A 20355-nucleotide genomic window follows, 5' to 3' on the forward strand; every position below is an offset into this window, starting at 1 on the left:
TAGGCCTTTCTATCAGACGTGTATGGATGCTTAAGTTCTATCAACGATTCGTGCATTAGATGTCGAGGAACCTGACGTCCTTTGCATGCGTCTGGATAAAGTCCTTACGCTTTTCTACTTGTGTGCCCATAAGATCAGCAACTGCACGCTCGGCTGCCATGCCATCTTCAATAGTTACCTTAAGCAAAATACGGTTTTTGGGATCCATAGTGGTTGTCCAAAGTTGCTCGGGATCCATCTCACCTAAGCCCTTGTAACGCTGAACTGTATATTTGCTCGCGTCCTCAAACTTACTGGCTTCAAGTGCTAATTCCTCATCCGTATAAATATACTTTCCGTGCTTTTTACCCTTAGGTTTTAGCTGGTAGAGAGGCGGCTGAGCAACATAGATATAACCCGCATCAATCATAGGTCGCATAAAGCGATAGAAGAAGGTAAGCAGCAAAATACGAATATGTGCACCGTCAACATCAGCGTCTGTCATGATGACAATCTTGTGGTAACGCGCCTTAGAAACATCAAACTCGGGGGGTACACCTGTACCAATGGCAGTAATCAAAGACTGAATTGTCTCAGAGCTCAGTGCACGATGCTCTTGTACGCGTTCAACGTTCAAAATCTTTCCGCGCAGAGGAAGAACTGCTTGAATGGAGCGATCACGTGCCGATTTGGCAGAGCCTCCTGCAGAGTCACCCTCAACAATGAAAAGTTCTGTCATCTCAGCATCACGCACAGAACAGTCGGCAAGTTTACCGGGAAGACTTGCGCTTTCAAGCAGTCCTTTACGACGTGTTGCTTGCCGTGCCTTTTGAGCAGCCATACGACCTTTAGCCGCCGAACTGGCTTTTTTAAAGATTTCTTTTGCTTGATTTGGATGTTCTTCAAGATAGTCGGTCATGCCTTGAGAGACTACCCTGTTGGTCAGGGTGCGCATGTAAGAACTACCAAGCTTTGCCTTGGTTTGACCTTCAAACTGTGGGTCGGGAAGTTTAACTGAAATAATAGCCGTTAAGCCTTCGCGAAGGTCGTTACCTTGGAGGTTGGGATCTTTATCTTTAAGTAGTTTATGAGAACGAGCATAGTCATTTACTACCTTAGTGAGAGCAGTTCTAAAGCCCTCAAGATGCATACCACCCTCTTCAGTAAAAATGTCATTTGCAAAACTCATCACGTGCTCAGAATAACCTTGATTCCACTGAATTGCAACTTCTACCTCGCCTTTTTGACTAAAGGGGGCATCCGGGTCAGATGTACCCTCGATATAAATAGGAGTTGCACATCTTTCAAGGACTTTTTGCTCGTTATTGAGATATTTAACAAAGTCTACAATGCCGCCGGCATAGCAGAATTCAACAGTACGCGGCGTTAATTCACGCTCATCTATCAAAATAATTTTAAGATTTTTATTTAAAAAAGCCGTTTCTTGGAGACGATCACGCAAGGTGTCAAAATCATACGTTGTCGTCTCAAAAATCATGTCATCGGGCCAAAAAGTAATAGTGGTACCTGTGGCTTTGGACTTAGCTATTTTTTCCATCTTTTTGGTGGTTTTACCACGAGAAAATTCCATCTCAAAGATGCCACCATCGCGCTTAACCTGTGCAACAAGGCGCTTGGAAAGAGCATTGACAACAGATATACCTACACCATGCAAGCCACCGGAAACTTTATAGGCGTTGTTATCAAATTTGCCGCCTGCATGCAAAATAGTCAGAACGACCTCAAGAGTTGGCATACGTTTTTTGGGATGATTGGCGACAGGGATACCACGGCCGTTATCTTCAACCGAAATTGAATTATCGGGATGAATGGTAACTTTAATTTTATTACAAAAACCAGCCATCGCCTCGTCTACAGCGTTATCAACAATCTCCCAGACGAGATGATGAAGGCCAGCTGAACTTGTCGTACCAATATACATACCCGGACGCTTGCGAACAGCTTCAAGACCTTCAAGAATTTTGATGTCTGTTGCTTCGTAGTTGTTAGTGGTATCGTTTTTTTTGCTCGTGGGCACAAGTCCCCCTTCCAGGGTCGAAACATCCCTTTTATTTTACTCCATTACTGTATATTTTCTTTCAGGCTGGAAAGAAAATATACTTATTTCTACTTTTACATAGTTCTTTTAGGCACTCAGATACTCAATACTGCCGTGTAATTATTTTGTAAGGGTAAAATATCATAAATGGGCAATATCTATCCTAAATCTAGCTAACAGCTCACTCATTATGTTCTATTTTTTATCAGGAAGGCAAGCATTGCTTGCTGTACTTGTTCTTTTAACTCAGGAGGAACCTCAGATGTCGCTTCTTCTACATATGCAAGCTCAGAAGAAGTAGGTTTACTAGCTGATTTATCACTATACACACTCTTATTCTCTCGAAAAAATTCAGTTTCCGCCGAAGCTCTTCCTGCTGCTCTTGAAAGACGAAAATCTATATGAGAGACTTCAAATCCCCAATTAGCGAGGCGCGCCAGATAAAGTTCAGTATTAGTTTTGAAATCCGCAAGCAAAACATTTGAGTCAACATATACGACGAGTCTTGGTGTACATCCATGAGCACGGGGTGGGGCTAAAAATACTGCTTTTGTATGAGCACGTTCACGGTCACCGTTTGCTTCATTCCAAGCCTGAGTCGCTCTCTTCAACTGATTTGCACGAGAAAATACACTCGTACCGAGTACTTGCTCAAGGAGATGACTAACTTCGGTAGGTTGAAACTGTGGATCTTCAAGACGAGCATATTCTTCATAGTTGGGGCTCAAAATGAATAACCTCCGCTTGCTCAAGTAACTCGTCGCTAAAATATCCCAGATTCGTCGTCGTTACTACTGTTTGAATATCCTTTTTAACAAAGTTCACCACCGCTAGACGGCGCGTTTCATCGAGTTCACTCATCACATCATCAAGAAGTAAAAGGGGTGTCGATCCGACGATCTCTTTTGCCACTTCCACTTCAGCCATTTTCCACGCAAGTACGACCGAACGTTGTTGACCTTGTGATCCAAAGTTACGTGCTGAGCGTCCACTTATTTCAAACAATACATCATCACGATGAGGACCAATAAGTGTCTGTTGACGCCGAAGATCATCTTCTCGTGATTGTTGAAGCGCACGCGTGAGCTTGTCCACAAGTTCGTTTTTTGTCAACTCTTCCACTTTCACGTCATTATCGTCATTTTGGGAAAGTGAAGAAATATAGTGACAACTGAGTTCTTCTCCATCAGATATTTTTTGGTAGATAGGAATCATTTTCTTACAAAGACGTTGAAACATGCGGAGCCGCGCATAAAGAAGGGATGCACCACCAAGGGCAAGTGAAGCATCCCAAGCTTCTAAAAGCGAAAAATTTGGATATGTATCTTTGAGGAGGCGATTTCTCTGCTCAACTGTACGTTGATAGGCACTCAATAAATTGGCATATCCTACTGCTGCTTGCTTACCGAAATCATCCAATTCATCACGGCGTAATCGAGCAGAGCCTTTGACTAAAGATAAATCGTCAGGATTAAAAAGAATAGACATAAGAGAGCGGGGCATATCTCCTGCTTTACAAGTCTTATTGTTAGTAAAAAAACTCCGCCTATTTCCTTTGACCTGACACACTACATCGATAAGGCGTCCATCTCCTGTAAGCTCTGCAGCAATTTGTGCACTGTCCGTATCTTGTTTAATTAATTGCGCAGGCGTAGGTTTACGAAAAGAATATCCCGCTGTGAGCAGCTGTAAGGCCTCAATAGTGTTGGTTTTTCCTACGGCATTCGGTCCCACAAGAACCGTTACCCCAGGAGAGAAAATAAACTCTTTTTCTTTAAAACTACGCCAGTCTTGCAGTTTTAACCTATGTACCTTGAGTCCCACGCGTATCCCTTAGAGTCTGACAGGCATCAAGAGATAGAGGTAGTTAATAGTGCCATAACTCTTAAAGACACCAGGACGCATGGACCCTTCAAGCTCTAAAGATAAGGCATCATCATCACCTACCGCACTCACGCAATCAGAAATAAAGCGATGATTCAGGGCTATAGCAACATCTTCTCCTTCAGCTTCAATAGGAAGGGTCTCATGAGCTTCACCTTGATCAGGCGTAGATGCAGTCAATTGTAAAATACCTGCGGCAACATCGACGTCAAAGCGCACAGAAGGATTAGTAAGAGCAACAACTGATACCCTTCGAAGAGCTGCATTGAGGCGTTGAGTTGAAAGTTTAAGTTTGGTGGTACAAGACGATGAGATTAACTGTTTATAGTTGGGAAAATTACCCTCAATTCTACGAGAAATAAAGGTAGTATCGCCAAAAATAAAAACTACTTGATTTTCAGTAGTGCCAATCATCAACTTATCAGTCATCGAGGGTAAACTTAATACCTCATGGAAGGTAGCTCCAGGAACGATTGCAGAAAATTTTTCTTCACCTGTTTCGGTGTGAGTATCACAAACCGCCAAACGATATGAGTCAGTAGCTACCAAACGAATAGTGTTGTTATCAACGGTGAGTTGAATACCTTGCAAGATTGCACGAGACGTATCTCTTGAAGCCACACGATAGACTTTGTTAACCATTTGCCCCAAGGTATCACTGGGCAACTCAAGAGACTTTTGAAGTTCAAATTCAGGAAATTCCGGAAAATCTGCAGGCTCAAGCGCATAAAGATTAAAATTTGAACGATTACAACTGATAGTCAAACCATGAGGTGTTGCTTCAAAATTTACCGCTGCATCGGGAAGATTTTTCACAATGCTCGCGAGCATTTTTCCTGAAACAACCGTTTCTCCTGGTTCTTCAACATTAGCCGGAATATTATGACGTATTGAAATAGTAAGATCCGTTGTCTGAAGAGTTAAGGTGCCTTCATCAGCTTTAAGATATATTCCCACAAGTATAGGAAGAGTTGAATTTGTCGCTAAGCCTTTTGAAACTACTGAGAGAGCTACATCTAATGCAGACTGACTAACCGAGAACCTCATGTCAAACCTCCCACACCTGAGTACTTATATATATCTATATAAATAAAAACTAATAGAATTAGTAATGCCTGTAGAAAAGTAGAAAACCTTACAAACTACCAGTACAAAGCTAATTTTTTTAGTTACAAATCCTTACAATCTTTCTTCATCATCAACAAAAAAATACCCTGTAGTAAAAATGAGGGAAATTTTTTACTTCTTCAAACCTTCCTTTAACGTAGTTTTTTACAAACCGCCTTTATGAGCTTTTATGCCTTGTCGCTAATGTCATTTTGAAGTGAGTCAACACGGTCATGGAAAAGGCGATCTTTTGTTTTTATATCTTCAACCCACGCTATGGAGTGTTTAACAGTTGCATGAGTGCGATTGCCAAATTTCTTGCCAATATCTGCAAGCGTGTTGTCTGTCATCTCCCTTGTGAGCCAAATAGCTACATGCCGTGGTTCCATCAACTCTTTATTTCGCTTTGAACCAACTAAATCTTCGTGAGAAATATCGTAATAGTTTTCCACAGCTTTTTGAATGTGACTGACGGTGACAATCTTTTGCCCTGTCGGCCATTTTTGTTGAGAGGCACGAATAACATCTTCACGACTGAGCGCTCCCCCACGACTCTCTTTTTGATGTGCAAGCATAAGAAGCGACTGTACGAAACCTTTAATGAGTCGAATAGAAGTTCCAGCACGATCAGCCATTAAACGACGAAGGTCTTCAGAGATTGTTCCATCCATCCCCTGAATATGTTCTTCAGACGCATCTGAGCGCATACTCTCATAAAACGCGTTAACGAGGTTTAATTTGAGCTCATAATCTGGCACCTGAATAGATACAGTGACACCTGAATCCATACGGCTCGTGTCGCGCTCGTCAAATTTACTTTCACCCATACCTAATTGCGAGGGGCTGCGGTCAGCTGCTAATACAATTTGCTTACCGTGGCTTACCAATGCATTAAAGGTTTCAAAGAAAAATCTAATAGTGCCTGCAGCGGTCTGCATATTTTGAATATCGTCAATAATCAACACATCGACGTCTTGATAACTACGCGCCAAAGCAGATCGAGGGGGCGCAGAAGGATCATTCATTGAAGTGCGATAATCTTCAACAAACTGTGATGCTGAGCGATAAACGCAAAGTCGCGTGGAATCATTAGCAGCAATATAATTTTGGATCGCACGGAGTAAGTGAGTTTTTCCTAAGCCGCTCTTCCCGTAAATAAAAAGAGGGTTATAGCTCTTATTAATGCCATTTGCGACTTGTTTTGCCGCCTCAAATGCCAAAATATTTTCTTCGCCAGCGACAAAACGATCGAAGGTGAGTTTTGAATCAGTTTCAGGTATGTCCTCCGCCAAGAAATTACTTGGTCGTGTTTTTTGATTTGCCATATCCGGAACATATTCGGGTTGGTTTGAGGTGATAAGAATAACAGTAGGTTCCGATTGAGACTCAGAAAGATTAAGAGCAGAACTTTGTTGCGAATTATTGTGACCCAAACGTACAGTGAGTGTTAAAGGTTGAAAAGCAGCAGCACTTAAGCATTCTTCAATTAGTGGTTGTTCACGCTCGATTTTGCGGCGTGCAAAAGAAAGCTCAGTTTCGATGATAAGAGAGTCTTCAGTGAGATCTGCTGGGGTGCAACTGCGTAACATAGCAAGAGTGGCTGCATTCATATCACGCTCTTTAAGGAGCGTAATGACATCAGCCCATAATGCCTCAGCATCAGTCATTTTTTCCTCACTCATGGGTCCCCTGTCTAAAAAATTTGTTGAAAAGTACCGCTAGTATAGGCTAAAAAGGACGGTTAACCCTCAAAATTGTTGAGAAGTCGGTGAGCTGTTGCAGTTAATAGTCGTTTTTGTCCACCTCGCTGTTTATAGGTCAAACCACTTTCATCAAGGGTTTGTAATTCGCGCGACCAGGTAGATACTGAACGACCATAAGCGTTTACCAAATCAGTAGGACCGACGCTTTCATGAGTTTTAAGATATGTCAAGATGAGTTGTCCTCGATCCGAGATACGAGGACGAGGGGATGTACTGTCTGGTGCAACGTCCTGAACATACGCTTGTGTATGGTTAGGATTTATTGGCATTGGTACTTGGCGCGGTTGTGGGCGAGAAAGATCTTCTTTACTGATAGCAGTACCCATAGAGATGGTAACTATAGTGCCACGGCCCATATTATCTTCTATAAGAAGAGAACCACCTTTATCCAAGAGATATTGTTGAACATAAGGCAAGCCGGAACCAACACCACGAATATATTTTTTCATCTCATCAGTAGCTGATGTGGTGCCGTACTCCATAGCCCTTTCTTTTTCTTTAATGCCAGGCCCCTGATCAGAAAAGCGAATGGTATTACCACCAGGCAAAATAGAGATTGCAGGTTCAATGAAGTAAGCATGAATAAGGTTTTCAACAACTTCACGTATAACCATAAACGGGATACTGCCACCTTGTTGATGGGAAAGCTGTGTCACCTCTTTTGTTATCTCTTCAAGATAGACACGTACATCGGCAGGTTCAATAATCACTACACGTGGTGCTGCTGCTGCATCGTCATATACGGCTATTCGTGCAGGAAAATGTACTTCAGAAAAACTCAATACATCTTTTTCTTCAAGGTTTTGCTGGGATGGATTCGCAGAAGACTCCACGTTCTCCACGAATGGGTAGAACGCGTGTGACATATGCTCTCCAATCCTTATAGGTAATAATCAACATTTTTTCTTCCATGGTTGAAAAGTTTCATTCAAGAAAAAATATGAAAGAAAGTTTTCATCAATTAAGAAACTCTGTTGATAACCTCTTGTAATAAAAGTAATAAGTGCTGAAAAATCATATCATTTTGCAGATAAATTTTCACCTTTTAGCACGTATTTGGAACTTTTCTTGCAGGGCATAAAAAAATTTTTCTTGAAAAGAAGTGCGTAATGCAAGGAATACTTGTGGTTTGTTTGACACACGTGCAGGTAGACCCTACAATTTGAAAGCTCATTTAGTTTTGTCGATTTGGCCGCTTGGCCTTGGAAGGAACATCATGAAGCGTACGTATCAGCCCAACAAGCGCAAGCGCGCCAAGACTCATGGTTTTCGTGCTCGTATGGCTACTAAGGGTGGCCGTGCCGTACTTGCTCGTCGTCGTCTCAAGGGACGCAAGAAGCTCACTGTCTAATTACTGATGGATACCATCAAATCCAAGCAGGAATTTAGTACGGTGTTTTCTTCAGGTCGTCGTTATACTGGCAGACTTGTGAGAATTACCGTCTTAAAAGGAGATGAAGGCGACCCATCTAAGGTCGCCTTTGTTGCAGCAAAACGGCTAGGAAACGCTGTTCATCGCAATAGATGTAAACGTGTATTACGAGAAGCAGCAAGGCTTTGTGGCCTGCCTCGCGCAGGTGCTAGAGTAATTCTATTTGCTACTGACGCTACTGCCGATTCTCATCCTGCAGATATATCTCACGAGCTCACGGGTCTACTTCGTAAGTCTGGAATATAGGGGATACCCACAATGAAAAGAGCATTTCTTTTTATCATTGGTTTTTATAGGCGTTTTATCTCTCCCCTTCTTCCAGATGCATGTATATATAGCCCAAGCTGCTCTGAATATGCGATGGTTGCTATTGAACGTTATGGAGTTCTCAAAGGCGGATGGCTTGCACTGCGGCGTATTCTTCGTTGTAACCCCTTTTATAAAGGTGGATTTGATCCTGTGCCCTAAGCGATGCTCGGAGGAAATATGTGGGATTGGTTCGTTAGATTTTTATACCAAATCTTAGACTCACTTGCCGGACTTACTGGTGACTGGGGTATTGCAGTAATCGTCTTAACGGTCATTATTCGTATTATTTTGGTACCACTGATGACCAAATCGACCGCATCTTCTGCAAAGATGCAAGCTCTCCAGCCGCTCATGAAGGATATTCAGGAGCGTTATGCTGATGACCCCGAGCGCCAGGCAAAGGAAATGCAGAAGTTTTATGCCGACAACAAGTTTAATCCGCTTGGAGGCTGCCTTCCTATTCTTTTGCAGATGCCGGTATTTTTTGCTTTATTTACGGTAGCGAGACAGGTACCTAAGACAGCTCACTTCTTAAGTATTTTGCCGTCGCTTTCTGCGTCTGCAGCTTCCACCTTAGCCTCGGGCGGTTCTTCGGCTGCAGCTATCTATATCTTTTTAGTACTACTTTTTGGTGTACTAACACTTGTACCGATGTTGATGAATGCGGGTAATACTCCCGAAGAACAACGCAATCAGATGATCATCATGGGGGTTGGTATGGCACTCATGATGGTATGGGTTGGTTGGGGTCTGCCTGCTGCAGTTATTTTGTACTATGACACATCTGCTATTTGGCAAGTTATCCAGCAGAAACTCGTGATGCAGCGAGTAATGGATCAGGTTAAAGCAGACATGCAAGCAAAACTCGAAGCCCAAGGTATTCAAAATAATATCTCAGTTGTACGCCGCGAATACAAACCCCGTCAACATAAAAAATCTTAGTAATTTCTCGTATATGCGTTTTTATTTTTAAGTATAGATTGCTGTTAATCCAGGTTTTTATCCTGGGTTTTTGCAGGAGGATTCAATGGAAGAAGAACTTGTGCAGAGCTCAGATACTGTTGATCAGTATGCAAGTCTTAAAGAGCATTATGAAAGCGGAAGTGCTCTAACTGAGTCTGATCTAGATACTATTGCCGATATCGCAGTTTCATATGTGCGCAGTCTTCTTTCTTTCTTTGGTGAAGACCATATTGCCATTGATGAATATGAAGGTGCTGAAGGTGAGCTAATTCTAGATGTCAGCGGTGGCGACCTGGCAGTATTGATTGGGCGTCATGGTAGGACGCTTGAAGCCCTACAATCCCTGCTTACCGCATACCTCAGCAATATTTTGCATTTTCATTATCCCGTAGTTGTTGATATCGAGGGCTATAAGTCTCGCCGTCGTGCAAAACTGCAATCTCTTGCTCATAATGCTGCCGCTCGTGCTAAGCGTCAGCATGGACGCGCCTCTCTACCTCCTATGTCTGCGTATGAGCGTCGTATCATACATCTTGCGCTTGTTGCCGATTCTGAGATTGCTACTCATTCTGAAGGTGACGATTTTGATCGCCATGTAGTTGTTACCTATGTAAAAAACGGGATATAAATCCAGTACATACATACAAGTAAAAAAAGACCCTTCTTTTGGAAGGGTCTTTTTTTGTGGCACAATAATTTTATTTACAAACGATTTGATGTTTTGACAATAATCCTTGTTGTACAGATTTTTGTCATGAGATATGAGGTTTCAAATGACAGAGCAGGATATTCAAACGCTTATACAAGAGGCACAACAGTATGAGATAGAGTTGAGTAATGAGGAAGCTAAAAAGCTCCTGAAACATCTTGAGTGCGTTATTGAGAGAAATCAGTTTGTAAATCTCACACGTATAGTGGGCTGGCAGGATGGTATTGATAAGCACATTTTGGATTCTTTAACATCCCTAACCACACTCCAAAAGCTAGGATTAGCTAAAAAATCTCATTGTTTAGATATTGGTACGGGAGCTGGTTTTCCTGGTATTCCTCTTTCTATCTGCACGGAATCCCAGTTTATGCTCATTGATTCCACAGCAAAAAAAATCAAAGAAGTACAACACTTTATTGATAAGCTCGAACTGAATAATTGTTCTGCTCAGGCAATACGTGCTGAGGAATTGGCAAAAATACAGCCACAAAGTTTTAATTTCATTTTAGCCCGGGCAGTATCTCAGCTCAGCACCCTTATTGAATACGCTTCGCCCTTACTTTCTTCATCTGGCTATCTTGTTGTTATGAAAGCGGTACCCTCTGAAGAGGAATGCAAGGCATCACTCTATGCAGCCGATCTATGTGGGATGACGTATGTTTCACGTGAAACACTTGCACTTCCACATAATGCAGGATTTCGTAGTATTTTTATCTATCAAAAGACAGGAAAAGCAAAAATAAAATTACCAAGAAACGTGGGAGTTGCTCAACATCATCCTTTATGTCCAAAAGAATAAAAAGTAAACGTTTCACGTGAAACAATTAAACAAAAAAGTTCAGGTATCTATTACTATAGTGAGAGAAATATGTTTCACGTGAAACAGTATTACTTTAAACGAGCACTAAATACAGATTAAAGGAGGAAAGGTGCCTTTTAAAGATGTAAAAAGAGCTTTTCCTGATAGAGCCGCCAAGGTCCTAGCGATTATCAACCAAAAAGGCGGCGTGGGAAAATCCACAACTGCAGTCAATCTAGCAGCGTCTCTTGGGGAACAAGGAAAAAAAGTATTACTTCTTGACCTAGATCCTCAAGGAAATACCACGAGCGGCTATGGTATTGAAAAAGATGACCTTACAGAAGATATTTATGACGCACTTTTACAAGATTTCCCTATTGAAAAGCTTATACACGATACAGTTGAGCCAAAAGTGTTTCTCATTCCCTCAACAATTCAACTCGCTGGTGCTGAAATCGAACTTGTTTCAGCTATTGCACGTGAATCTATTCTCAAAATGATACTTTCTGAGATAAAAGATGAGTTTGATTACGTGTTTATCGATTGTCCTCCTTCACTTGGTTTGTTAACCATCAATGCATTAGTTGCTTGTGATTCATTACTCATACCTATTCAGTGCGAGTTTTACGCACTTGAGGGTGTTACAAAGCTTCTCGAGTCGATGAAGATGGTAAAAAATCGTCTTAATCCCAATCTCGATGTTTTTGGTGTTGTAATGACGATGTATGACCGCCGAACAACCCTTTCCAATCAGGTAGTTGAAGAGGTACGAAAATATTTCGGGAATAAAGTATTCAAAACCATTATTCCGCGAAACGTTAAGCTTTCCGAAGCCCCTAGTCATGGACTTCCCGTATCTATGTATGCTCATCTGAGCACTGGTTCCCTTGCATATTCAAAATTGGCACGAGAGGTGGTGCGCCGTGGCTAGAAAGTCAGGACTCGGTAGAGGTTTAGAATCACTTATGGGAGAAGCAAATGCAGAAGTTGGTACTATTCCTACAACTGAACTCCCATTAAAAGATATAAAACCCAATAAGAATCAACCAAGAAAGAACTTTGATGAATCTGCATTGCAGGAGCTCGCCGATTCGATTGAAAAAAATGGTATTTTACAGCCGCTTTTAGTACGTAAAAAAGGAACTTACTATGAGATCGTTGCTGGTGAACGCCGTTATCAGGCTGCAAAACGCATCGGTCTTAAAGACCTACCTGTAGTTATCCGCGAAATTAGCGATGATGAGGTATTTAAATTAGCACTCATCGAAAATTTACAGCGCTCTGATTTAAACCCTATGGAAGAAGCGCAGGGATATCGGAAACTTATAGATAAAGATGGATTAACACAAGAAGAATTAGGAAACATCCTTTCTAAATCACGTTCTGCCATTGCTAATACCTTGCGTCTTCTTGATTTACCAAAAGAAGTACAGGACATGATGGCAGAAGGATCGTTAACCGCAGGGCATGCTCGTGCAATTCTTGCAGTTCCTAATGAAGATGGCAGGATTAGGCTTGCTGAAAAAATCATAAAAGATAATTTGACGGTCCGTCAGACAGAAAGACTTGCACCGCTTTTTTCCGGCAATACTGAAGCAAACGTTGTGCATCGCCAACCGACACCCCAATCTTTTAAACGTGCAGCGCGCCAATTACGATTAGCACTTGATATGAGCGTTAAAGTAAAGCGTGTTCGAAATAAAAATAAGATTGAGATAGAGTTTGCCTCCGAGGATGATCTGGCGCGTATTGTAGAACAGCTAAGTCGCAGTGCCATGGTGGGGGAGAATCATGAGGAAAACTAAACTGAGAATTTGGACCCTAGTTATTTTTGGAGCATCTACATTTGCTGCTTATCAGTTGCTCCTAACACCTGAAGCAAAAGAGCAGGCAAAAAAAACAGCGAAAACAGTAGCTGAGAGCCTTGCGGAAATAAAAAACTCAATAGAAGAGCGACAGGGAATTGTCGTCGAGGAATCAGATCCTGAAAATATAAAAAGAACCCAAGCTCAATGGGAAAAGCTCGGGTTCTAAATAACAGAACATATGTTTGTATTAACGGTCTATGGAGTGACTCTCTACAGACCGTTATTTATCGTAATTTTGACGTAGTTGTCCACATGCTGCATCAATATCAGCACCTCTGGAATTACGGATAGTCGCTTCAACACCAACCTTGTTGAGAGCACGAACAAATTCTTGCGCACGAGCCTCGGATACAGGAGCAAAACGAGAACCCTTAACTGCATTGAGTTGAATAATATTGACGTGTGCTAGATTATCGCGACAAAAATCGCAAAGCGCACCTAATTCACCATCGCTATCGTTAATGCCCTTAATAAGAGCGTACTCATAGGTAGGACGGCGACCAGTGCGGTCAACATACTCACCCATAGCATCATAGAGACGCAGAAGTGAGTATCGTTTTACATGAGGCATCAACATGTTGCGCGTACTTTGGACTGCAGAGTGTAGGGAAACAGCCAAGGTAAACTGCTCAGGCTCTTTAGAAAACCTGATAATGTTGGGAATAATTCCGCAGGTAGATACCGTTAAATGACGCGCTCCTATACCAGCACCATCAGGGGAGTTAAGCTTGCGTAAAGCAGCAAGGGTTGCGTCGTAGTTTGCAAACGGTTCACCCTGGCCCATCATAACTACACTGGTGACGCGGCTGCCAAAATCATCGCGAACATGCATAACCTGCTCATAAATCTCAGATGAGCTCAAGGAGCGCGTAAGGCCTGCTGCTCCTGTTGCACAAAAGGCGCAACCCATACCACAGCCCGCCTGTGTAGAAGCACAAACAGTAAGACGGCCGCGAGAAGGCATGCCTACACACTCGACGGAGACTCCGTCGGAAAAACGTAGTAGATATTTACGGCTACCATCACCGGAAAGCTGACGCGCTATCACAGAAACACCGCCAAGAGTGCAACGCTCTTTCAACGCCTCGCGTAAAGTCTTTGGCAGGTTGGTCATTTCATCAAAATCATGAGCGTTTTTCTCCCAAAGCCACTCTTCAATTTGTTTTACTCGAAAAGAAGGTTGACCTAGGTCTGTAAGTAATTTCTGCAACTCACTATGGTCTAAGGAACGAATATTCGTCTTTGTTATGGGGTCTTGCATGTTTTCTTGCCTCACAGCTTCGCTTGGCACCGGTCGCTGGCTTGACAGGAGTATGCTCTAACATTAACTGCCCGTCCGCAGCGCTTGCGTACGATGGCAGTCTAATGCAAGCTGGGTAGCGTGAGGGTATATGAGGAGTTATCTTCATGGATAAGAGAGATGTTTTGGATAGTCGAGTAGCAGTTCTTGCTGGTGGCTGGTCAGACGAACGAGAGATTTCTCTTGATTCGGGTCGTGCTTGTGCACAGGCTTTGCAACAAGCAGGCTTTGCCCGGGTTGAACTGTTGGATGTTGCTGAAGATGGCTTCGTAGAGCGTCTATCACGCGGTGGTTTTGACGTTGCGTTCATTGCTATGCATGGTCATTTTGGCGAGGATGGCTGCATTCAGGGGTTGTTAGAGATTCTTCATATGCCTTATACCTTCTCAGGTGTGCTTGCATCTGCAGTAGGTACCGAGAAAGACATGGCAAAAGACGTATATCGCTCAGCCCATATCCCTTGCCCCGAAGGTGTAGCTCTTGCACATAAGCTCATTCCCACAGAAGAACAACTAAATCAGCTGGTAGAAAAGCTGGGCTTGCCACTTTTTGTCAAACCAGCAGCAAATGGTTCGAGCTACGGCATAACTCGCGTCACAGCCGCCAACCAGCTTGCTGCAGCTATTGAGCTTGCTGGCAAACAAGGCGATCGCGTATTGGTTGAGCAATGCATCGAAGGTATAGAGATTACCGTGCCTGTCATTGGCAATGCTCAAGCTCGTGCGCTGCCTGTAGTCGAAATCGTCACCGGTGCTGAATTTTATGATCTCAAAGTCAAATATGAGCCATCCTCAATGCACCATGTGATTCCTGCTCGTCTTGAAGCTGCTGTCTACGCACGTGCTCAAGAGTTGGCCGTTGCTGCTCATAAAGCGCTCGGTTGTCTAGGTGCGTCGCGTAGTGACTTTATTGTGCGTGCAGATGGCACCCCAGTCATCCTTGAGACCAATACAATTCCTGGTATGACACAGACGAGTCTTCTGCCTGATTCCGCACGTCATGGCGGAATTGAATTTCCGGATTTGTGCCGCTACTTTGTTGAGTTAGCCTTTGAGGCGCACGCAGATATGACAAGCAGAGCGCAAGCGTAAGCAAGATACCAAAACTTGTAATAGAGCTGGAGCATAGAGTGCCACAACCCCACGAAGAGCGTGTGCGAGACCTGTTAATCCCAGGTACCCCTGAGCGTATCGCACAGAAATACCTTAGTCTTGAAACGCGCGCCAAAAAGGCAAGCTTTGGTCTGCTCGAAGAGGATATGGTTGTACTCGATACTGAGACAACAGGGTTGTCTTTTCGTGATTGTGAGCTTATCCAGATTTCTGCCGCACGCATCTCGGGGCGTGAGATAGTAGAGCGCTTTGATACCTTTGTGCATCCCAAAAAGCCCATCCCACCTGAAATTGTTAAGCTTACACATATCACAGCGGCTGATGTTGCTGATGCTCCTCATGCAAAACAAGCAGTAGCAGAGCTCGCGCGCTTTGTTGCGGGGCAGCCTGTGCTGGCACACAATGCCGTTTTTGACCGAACCTTTATCGAGAAGGTTCAAGGCGGCTATCAGGTAAGTAATAACTGGATTGATACGCTTGCGTTATCAAGAATTGCACTGCCACGTCTCAAGTCGCATCGTTTACAAGAAATGGCAAAAATATTTGGTTGTGATGCGGTAACGCATAGGGCAACCGACGATGTTGATGCTCTTTGTGGGCTTTGGCGTATCTTGCTTTTGGCATTATGTGATTTACCAAAAGGCCTCTTAGCGCTTTTTGCAGACATGCATGAAGAGGTGGATTGGCAATACAGACCAATCGTAAGGCACCTAGCCCTTGAGCAGGAACAGTCCTCCTTTCATCTTAAAACTGCACGCATGGATTTGCTTGATAGTGAGTATATGCAGCTACATGAAGATGCAGCAGAGCTGCTCGAGCTGCATCCTCTTAATGAGGGCGAGGTAGAGGCTGCCTTTACTAAAGATGGTATTGTGCCACGGATGTATGACAGCTATGAGCAGCGACCCGAGCAAATAATTATGGCAAAAGAGCTGGCAGCAGCTCTGTCAAGCTCTACTCACCGAGCCATTGAGGCTGGTACAGGTGTAGGTAAGTCCATTGCCTATCTCTTGCCTGAAGCACTTTTTGCACAGCGTAACCATATCAGCATGGGTGTTGCTACCAAAACAAACGCCCTTACCGACCAGCTGATTTCTCACGAACTACCAGCTCTTGCAAAGGCTTTACCCAATGGTTTGAACTACACAAGCCTCAAAGGTTACGAACACTATCCTTGTTTGTTGTGTCTTGAGCGAGCTACAGGAGGTAATTTGCCCGTAGATGCCGTTGTTCAAGCTAACAAATCTACGCAGACAAGCGCTTCAGAGATGCTGACAGCGCTTGCAGTGACCTATAGCTACTCTTGTCAATCTCCTGAAGGAGACCTGGACTCTCTTGGTATACGCTGGCGTCTTGTTCCACGGCAAATGCTTACAACGAGCTCATCGCGTTGTTTGCGCAATCGCTGTCCATACTACCCCCACGAGTGTTTTGTTTTTGGCGCTCGGCGTCGTGCTGCGGCGGCAGATATCGTGGTAACTAATCATTCGTTGTTGTTGCGTGACGTAGAGGCAGAAGGGCATATTTTACCTCCTATTCGCCACTGGGTTATTGATGAGGCACACGGTTTTGTAGATGAAGCCCGTAAGCAATGGGCAAAGGAAGCCTCTTACGAGGAGATACGTACTTCGTTTGAATTGTTGGGCAGCTCACGTACAGGGGTTATCAAAGCCTTATTGGCCAAGGCGGGACAAATCGAAGACCCCGCTTTGTCTATTCGCCTGCTTACAAAACTGTCAGCCATCGCAGCTCGTTGTGCAGTAACGATATCGGCACTTTTTGAGGCAGTCGGCGCGCTGAGCCGTTCGGGAAATTCTACCGAAAGTATGTATGAGCGCACAAACGTTTGGATTGATGAAAAACTCCGCGCGGGTAAGCTTTGGAAAGAGATTGATGCGACAGGCACTATAGCCATCGACACGCTTGACGAATGCACGCGTGCAGCAAAAGCAACTGTAGATGCACTAATAGCATCCGACGCTAAGGCAGGAGCTGAACTTGCTGAGGCAGTGCGCTTTATTCCCGAGTTGTTTGAAACGCTCAAGCTCATTTTGGCGGGGACAGATACCAGCTATGTCTATTCTGCCGATCTGCCTAGTCGTAAGCGTGATGCAGGAACCGAGCGTCTACGTGCAGAAAAACTTGATATCGGTGCAGATTTAGCAACGAGATGGCTACCCGAGATGAGCTCCGTGAGCTTTACTTCTGCAACAATGACCATCGGCTCTTCTTTTGAGCATTTTGATTGTTCAGTAGGGCTCGATTGTATTCCCAAAACCGCTCATCACAATGTCCAAATGCACTCAAGCTTTGATTTTGATCGCAACATGGCTGTTGTGGTAGCACAAGACATGCCCGCACCAAACGATCTCGGCTATATCGACCGTCTTTGTGATTTGCTTTTTGATGTCCACATAGCCATGCGTGGTTCGACACTTACCCTTTTTACCAATCGTCGCGATATGGAGGCTGTTTTTGACAAACTCAAACCCCGTTTGGCGTCTGAGGGTTTGGATTTGCGCTGCCAAGAGCGAGGAACTTCAGCCAGGCTTTTACGGGATAACTTCCTTGCCAATAAGCAGCAATCATTACTTGCCCTCAGGTCCTTTTGGGAGGGGTTTGATGCGGCGGGAGACACTTTGCGTTGTGTCGTTATCCCTAAATTACCTTTTGCCAATCCACGCGACCCATTAGTGCAAGAGCGTGACCTTCGAGAAGAACGCAGTTGGTGGCGACACTCTCTTCCCGAAGCAGTGTTGACCGTCAAGCAAGCGGCAGGACGACTTATACGTACAAAGAGTGATACAGGAGTGCTGGTATTAGCGGACTCGCGCCTTGTGAGTAAGCGTTATGGCAAGCAATTTATAAACTCTTTGCCTTCTCATAACGTGCAACAGCTTTCGACTGACAATGTGGGACGCTTTATTAAAACATGGTGCAAAACTCATGAGGACAACTGAGAGTTTGCTTGCGCAAGCAGTTCTTTAGCACAATGTCTCATCGCAGCGTTGAGCTGGGCATTATCTGTCTTAACCTGCTTTTTGCAGGCAAGAAGCCTTCGGGGAAGCCAATTTGAATTTTTATACCAAGGAATACTTGCTCTTATTCGCGATCCACGACGAGACTTAATCTTGAGTCCTGGCCAGGTAAACAGGTTGAGACAGGTCTGGTCGGTAAAGACGAGTTCAACCTGTTGAGGTGTAGTTGTAGGAATAAATTTTTTGTTCCAGCTGCCTTCAGTAGTGACCGGCATACTCATTCGGTCAACTCTAAACGAGCGTTGAGCTGCTCTATCTAAGTCAAACGCATCAAGGTACCAACGTTGTTGGTTATAACGCAAGGCAAGCGGGCCAACGCGGCGCGTATTATCTGTGATGGTAGAACCATGTACTGCTCGGTAGTTAAATTCCAAGGCAACCTGAGCAACGATGGCCTCAGAAATAGCGTCAAGACGCTCAGATAGATCATCTTTCAGGTAGATTGTTGTAGGAGCGCTGCTTGTTTGGGTAATCGCTTGAGGGTAGAAAGCCTCAGTAATTTCTTTACGTATAAAATCTTGCTCACTAAGCCCAATAAGTTCAAAAGCAGCATCTAACGCGTGTGCCTCATGCTGAGTGAGACGTAAAGGACGGCCATGGACCGCACCAGACAGAGGACTAAAAAGCTCAACTTCTCCTGCTTTGGTGCTGACAAGGGGAAGTATCGTTTGAGAGTTCTCTCCACCAGCCAACATGAGCAGTTTAAAAAGCCCCTGAACTTGTGCAATTGATAGCCCCAAGCGTGAAGCAACTACTTGAGCATTGAGACTGTCGCCATGGTTTTTTAGCGCTCCTGCAAGCGCTACCAGTGAGCGAGTTTGTTCCAAGGCTCCTTGGTGTTGTACAGAAGCCATTATGCGAGCGCCTCCTCAAGTAGTGCTTTCCAACAGGATACGAGTTCGGAGGGCTGTTGAGGGATAAGGCCCTCGGCTATACTCCAGCGCGCTGCTGCCTCAAGGTCAGCTGCATCTATCGTCCAGACAAGGCCTCGTTCAGTGGAGGTGTATGTTCCGTAGTTTTGAGCAGCGTGCAATGCCTCTTCTCCCGCACCAGGCCCAAGGAGCAGCTGGACCTCAAAGCTTTTGTTGCCAATTTGAAAGGGGAGTTTGCGCCATTTGACTATATTAAAGTCGCGAGGGATGTCATACGTTTTACTACGTAGCTCACGAACCTTTAAAAAACGATCATCCCGGAAGGTATGTGGTTGTGCTTCGGTTGGTGTTAAGTCTTCATCGAGGTCAGCGGCTACAAAATAGACATGACCCCGCAAGCCAAATTCGCCATAAATTGCAAGAAGACGTTCAGTTTTTTCACCTAAAGCTGATACATAGCTCACCTGAACTGGATGACGTTGAGTTGCGGCATGCAAAAGTATATTGAGCTGCTTGTTTTGCTTGGCAGCAGTAAAAGAAAAACGAGCTACAGAAAATTTCGAATAATCCGAGTCTATCTTTGCTAACGCATACCGGAGATCGTTGCTTTGAGGAAACTCTGAATCATCAGTGAGCTGTGACAACGTTAAATCCAGAGCCAATAGTTCATCCGGATACAAGCTGACTTCTGTTGCAAATGAAGTTTCATCTGCAACCCACCAACCCTTTTTAGCCTCGTGGAGCAGTAGCCCACATGCAAGCAGACGCTCGCGATCCCTATGAAACTGTCGTCTAAAACTTTCAGTCGAAAGTGTTGGGTAATACTCTTTTTGCACATAAGCGGAGCTGAGAGGGGACGTCGCATTGGAAAAAGCAAGAACAAGCGAGAGCAGGCGCCGTGCCAGCTCCTCATCCGCACTTAGTTCATACGAGACGTTTTGCTCGTCCTGCTTTTGACTATCATCAACTTTCTTCATAGGTATGCCTCCTCTCATATAAGCACCCTACCATGAGTGGAAAAGCAAATTTGGTAGAGACGTAAGAAAAGCCACTTGTTGTTTCTTTAGGACATTTATTCCCATAGCTTACATTTATCAAATGCGAGGGGAGGTTTTCCTGCGTAAGACGTATAATTTAGGAATCAGTGTCTATTCGTCACCC

The 20355-nt window shown here is 44.1% G+C and carries 20 protein-coding genes; 11 read left to right on the plus strand and 9 right to left on the minus strand.

The features are described 5' to 3' along the window. Positions 1-55: 55 nt before the first annotated feature. The 6 genes from gyrB to BN4314_RS04035 all read right to left on the minus strand — a co-directional run bounded on the left by gyrB (position 56) and on the right by BN4314_RS04035 (position 7658). Positions 56-2017: a DNA topoisomerase (ATP-hydrolyzing) subunit B gene (gene gyrB, locus BN4314_RS04010; RefSeq protein WP_068539906.1), complete on the minus strand. Its 1962-nt coding sequence runs from the start codon at positions 2015-2017 to the stop codon at positions 56-58. Between the two features lie 209 nt (positions 2018-2226). Continuing rightward, a complete protein-coding gene (locus BN4314_RS04015; RefSeq protein ID WP_068539908.1) occupies positions 2227-2766 on the minus strand; it encodes a hypothetical protein in 540 nt (179 codons plus the stop codon). Further along, positions 2750-3862: a DNA replication/repair protein RecF gene (gene recF, locus BN4314_RS04020; protein ID WP_021734545.1), complete on the minus strand. Its 1113-nt coding sequence runs from the start codon at positions 3860-3862 to the stop codon at positions 2750-2752. The genes BN4314_RS04015 and recF overlap by 17 nt, the downstream gene beginning before the upstream one ends. Positions 3863-3871: 9 nt before the next feature. Continuing rightward, a complete protein-coding gene (gene dnaN, locus BN4314_RS04025; protein WP_068539910.1) occupies positions 3872-4969 on the minus strand; it encodes a DNA polymerase III subunit beta in 1098 nt (365 codons plus the stop codon). Positions 4970-5217: 248 nt separating this feature from the next. Continuing rightward, on the minus strand, positions 5218-6711 hold the full coding sequence (locus BN4314_RS04030; protein WP_068539912.1) for a DnaA ATPase domain-containing protein: 1494 nt from the start codon (positions 6709-6711) through the stop codon (positions 5218-5220). 59 nt (positions 6712-6770) lie between these two features. Continuing rightward, positions 6771-7658 (minus strand): ATP-binding protein, encoded by an 888-nt coding sequence (locus BN4314_RS04035; RefSeq protein WP_035097570.1) that lies wholly within the window; start codon positions 7656-7658, stop codon positions 6771-6773. 350 nt (positions 7659-8008) lie between these two features. Here BN4314_RS04035 and rpmH point away from each other — a divergent pair, with 350 nt between their 5' ends. The 9 genes from rpmH to BN4314_RS04080 all read left to right on the plus strand — a co-directional run bounded on the left by rpmH (position 8009) and on the right by BN4314_RS04080 (position 13038). Next, the gene (gene rpmH / locus BN4314_RS04040) at positions 8009-8143 is read left to right on the plus strand and encodes a 50S ribosomal protein L34 (protein ID WP_021625248.1); all 135 of its coding nucleotides are present in this window, start codon (positions 8009-8011) and stop codon (positions 8141-8143) included. Positions 8144-8149: 6 nt separating this feature from the next. Continuing rightward, the gene (gene rnpA / locus BN4314_RS04045) at positions 8150-8470 is read left to right on the plus strand and encodes a ribonuclease P protein component (RefSeq protein ID WP_068539914.1); all 321 of its coding nucleotides are present in this window, start codon (positions 8150-8152) and stop codon (positions 8468-8470) included. A 12-nt stretch (positions 8471-8482) separates the two neighbouring features. Continuing rightward, positions 8483-8692 (plus strand): membrane protein insertion efficiency factor YidD, encoded by a 210-nt coding sequence (gene yidD, locus BN4314_RS04050; RefSeq protein WP_021734589.1) that lies wholly within the window; start codon positions 8483-8485, stop codon positions 8690-8692. A gap of 3 nt (positions 8693-8695) precedes the next feature. Continuing rightward, the gene (locus BN4314_RS04055; RefSeq protein ID WP_325062665.1) at positions 8696-9475 is read left to right on the plus strand and encodes a YidC/Oxa1 family membrane protein insertase; all 780 of its coding nucleotides are present in this window, start codon (positions 8696-8698) and stop codon (positions 9473-9475) included. 85 nt (positions 9476-9560) lie between these two features. Next, positions 9561-10124: a Jag family protein gene (locus BN4314_RS04060; RefSeq protein WP_068539915.1), complete on the plus strand. Its 564-nt coding sequence runs from the start codon at positions 9561-9563 to the stop codon at positions 10122-10124. A gap of 145 nt (positions 10125-10269) precedes the next feature. Continuing rightward, a complete protein-coding gene (rsmG, locus tag BN4314_RS04065; RefSeq protein ID WP_068539916.1) occupies positions 10270-11004 on the plus strand; it encodes a 16S rRNA (guanine(527)-N(7))-methyltransferase RsmG in 735 nt (244 codons plus the stop codon). A 130-nt stretch (positions 11005-11134) separates the two neighbouring features. Then, the gene (locus tag BN4314_RS04070; RefSeq protein WP_021734769.1) at positions 11135-11935 is read left to right on the plus strand and encodes a ParA family protein; all 801 of its coding nucleotides are present in this window, start codon (positions 11135-11137) and stop codon (positions 11933-11935) included. Beyond that, complete coding sequence (locus BN4314_RS04075; RefSeq protein WP_232309714.1) at positions 11928-12809, plus strand: ParB/RepB/Spo0J family partition protein; 882 nt, start codon at positions 11928-11930, stop codon at positions 12807-12809. Before BN4314_RS04070 ends, BN4314_RS04075 begins: the two co-directional genes overlap by 8 nt. Continuing rightward, the gene (locus tag BN4314_RS04080; protein ID WP_068539920.1) at positions 12796-13038 is read left to right on the plus strand and encodes a hypothetical protein; all 243 of its coding nucleotides are present in this window, start codon (positions 12796-12798) and stop codon (positions 13036-13038) included. Before BN4314_RS04075 ends, BN4314_RS04080 begins: the two co-directional genes overlap by 14 nt. A 54-nt stretch (positions 13039-13092) precedes the next feature. Here BN4314_RS04080 and rlmN read toward each other — a convergent pair whose 3' ends face one another. Continuing rightward, positions 13093-14133 (minus strand): 23S rRNA (adenine(2503)-C(2))-methyltransferase RlmN, encoded by a 1041-nt coding sequence (gene rlmN, locus BN4314_RS04085; protein ID WP_068539921.1) that lies wholly within the window; start codon positions 14131-14133, stop codon positions 13093-13095. 146 nt (positions 14134-14279) lie between these two features. On the opposite strand from rlmN, the gene BN4314_RS04090 reads away from it, so the two are divergent. Then, positions 14280-15263, plus strand: a complete 984-nt coding sequence (locus tag BN4314_RS04090) for a D-alanine--D-alanine ligase (protein WP_068539922.1) — start codon at positions 14280-14282, stop codon at positions 15261-15263. A 38-nt stretch (positions 15264-15301) separates the two neighbouring features. Then, positions 15302-18244, plus strand: coding sequence for a helicase C-terminal domain-containing protein (locus BN4314_RS04095; protein WP_068539923.1), 2943 nt, complete (start codon positions 15302-15304; stop codon positions 18242-18244). On the opposite strand, the gene BN4314_RS04100 is transcribed toward BN4314_RS04095, so the two are convergent. Together BN4314_RS04100 and BN4314_RS04105 are read right to left on the minus strand one after the other, a co-directional pair. Further along, a complete protein-coding gene (locus tag BN4314_RS04100; RefSeq protein WP_068539924.1) occupies positions 18229-19176 on the minus strand; it encodes a helix-turn-helix transcriptional regulator in 948 nt (315 codons plus the stop codon). The two genes, BN4314_RS04095 and BN4314_RS04100, sit on opposite strands and share 16 nt — an antisense overlap. Further along, positions 19176-20171 carry a helix-turn-helix transcriptional regulator gene (locus BN4314_RS04105; protein ID WP_068539925.1) on the minus strand — a complete coding sequence of 332 codons (996 nt, stop codon included), beginning with the start codon at positions 20169-20171 and terminating at the stop codon, positions 19176-19178. The genes BN4314_RS04100 and BN4314_RS04105 overlap by 1 nt, the downstream gene beginning before the upstream one ends. Positions 20172-20355: the final 184 nt, after the last annotated feature.

Source organism: Olegusella massiliensis, assembly GCF_900078545.1.
In the GTDB taxonomy this organism is placed as follows: domain Bacteria; phylum Actinomycetota; class Coriobacteriia; order Coriobacteriales; family Atopobiaceae; genus Olegusella; species Olegusella massiliensis.

Excerpts from the sequence above, each read along its gene's own strand:
- rpmH (WP_021625248.1), top strand. The coding sequence starts at position 8,009 with ATGAAGCGTACGTATCAGCCCAACAAGCGCAAGCGCGCCAAGACTCAT.
- BN4314_RS04035 (WP_035097570.1), bottom strand. The coding sequence starts at position 7,658 with ATGTCACACGCGTTCTACCCATTCGTGGAGAACGTGGAGTCTTCTGCG.
- BN4314_RS04055 (WP_325062665.1), top strand. The coding sequence starts at position 8,696 with ATGCTCGGAGGAAATATGTGGGATTGGTTCGTTAGATTTTTATACCAA.
- BN4314_RS04030 (WP_068539912.1), bottom strand. The coding sequence starts at position 6,711 with ATGAGTGAGGAAAAAATGACTGATGCTGAGGCATTATGGGCTGATGTC.
- dnaN (WP_068539910.1), bottom strand. The coding sequence starts at position 4,969 with ATGAGGTTCTCGGTTAGTCAGTCTGCATTAGATGTAGCTCTCTCAGTA.
- BN4314_RS04060 (WP_068539915.1), top strand. The coding sequence starts at position 9,561 with ATGGAAGAAGAACTTGTGCAGAGCTCAGATACTGTTGATCAGTATGCA.
- rlmN (WP_068539921.1), bottom strand. The coding sequence starts at position 14,133 with ATGCAAGACCCCATAACAAAGACGAATATTCGTTCCTTAGACCATAGT.
- rsmG (WP_068539916.1), top strand. The coding sequence starts at position 10,270 with ATGACAGAGCAGGATATTCAAACGCTTATACAAGAGGCACAACAGTAT.
- rnpA (WP_068539914.1), top strand. The coding sequence starts at position 8,150 with ATGGATACCATCAAATCCAAGCAGGAATTTAGTACGGTGTTTTCTTCA.
- yidD (WP_021734589.1), top strand. The coding sequence starts at position 8,483 with ATGAAAAGAGCATTTCTTTTTATCATTGGTTTTTATAGGCGTTTTATC.
- BN4314_RS04090 (WP_068539922.1), top strand. The coding sequence starts at position 14,280 with ATGGATAAGAGAGATGTTTTGGATAGTCGAGTAGCAGTTCTTGCTGGT.
- BN4314_RS04100 (WP_068539924.1), bottom strand. The coding sequence starts at position 19,176 with ATGGCTTCTGTACAACACCAAGGAGCCTTGGAACAAACTCGCTCACTG.
- BN4314_RS04080 (WP_068539920.1), top strand. The coding sequence starts at position 12,796 with ATGAGGAAAACTAAACTGAGAATTTGGACCCTAGTTATTTTTGGAGCA.
- BN4314_RS04105 (WP_068539925.1), bottom strand. The coding sequence starts at position 20,171 with ATGAAGAAAGTTGATGATAGTCAAAAGCAGGACGAGCAAAACGTCTCG.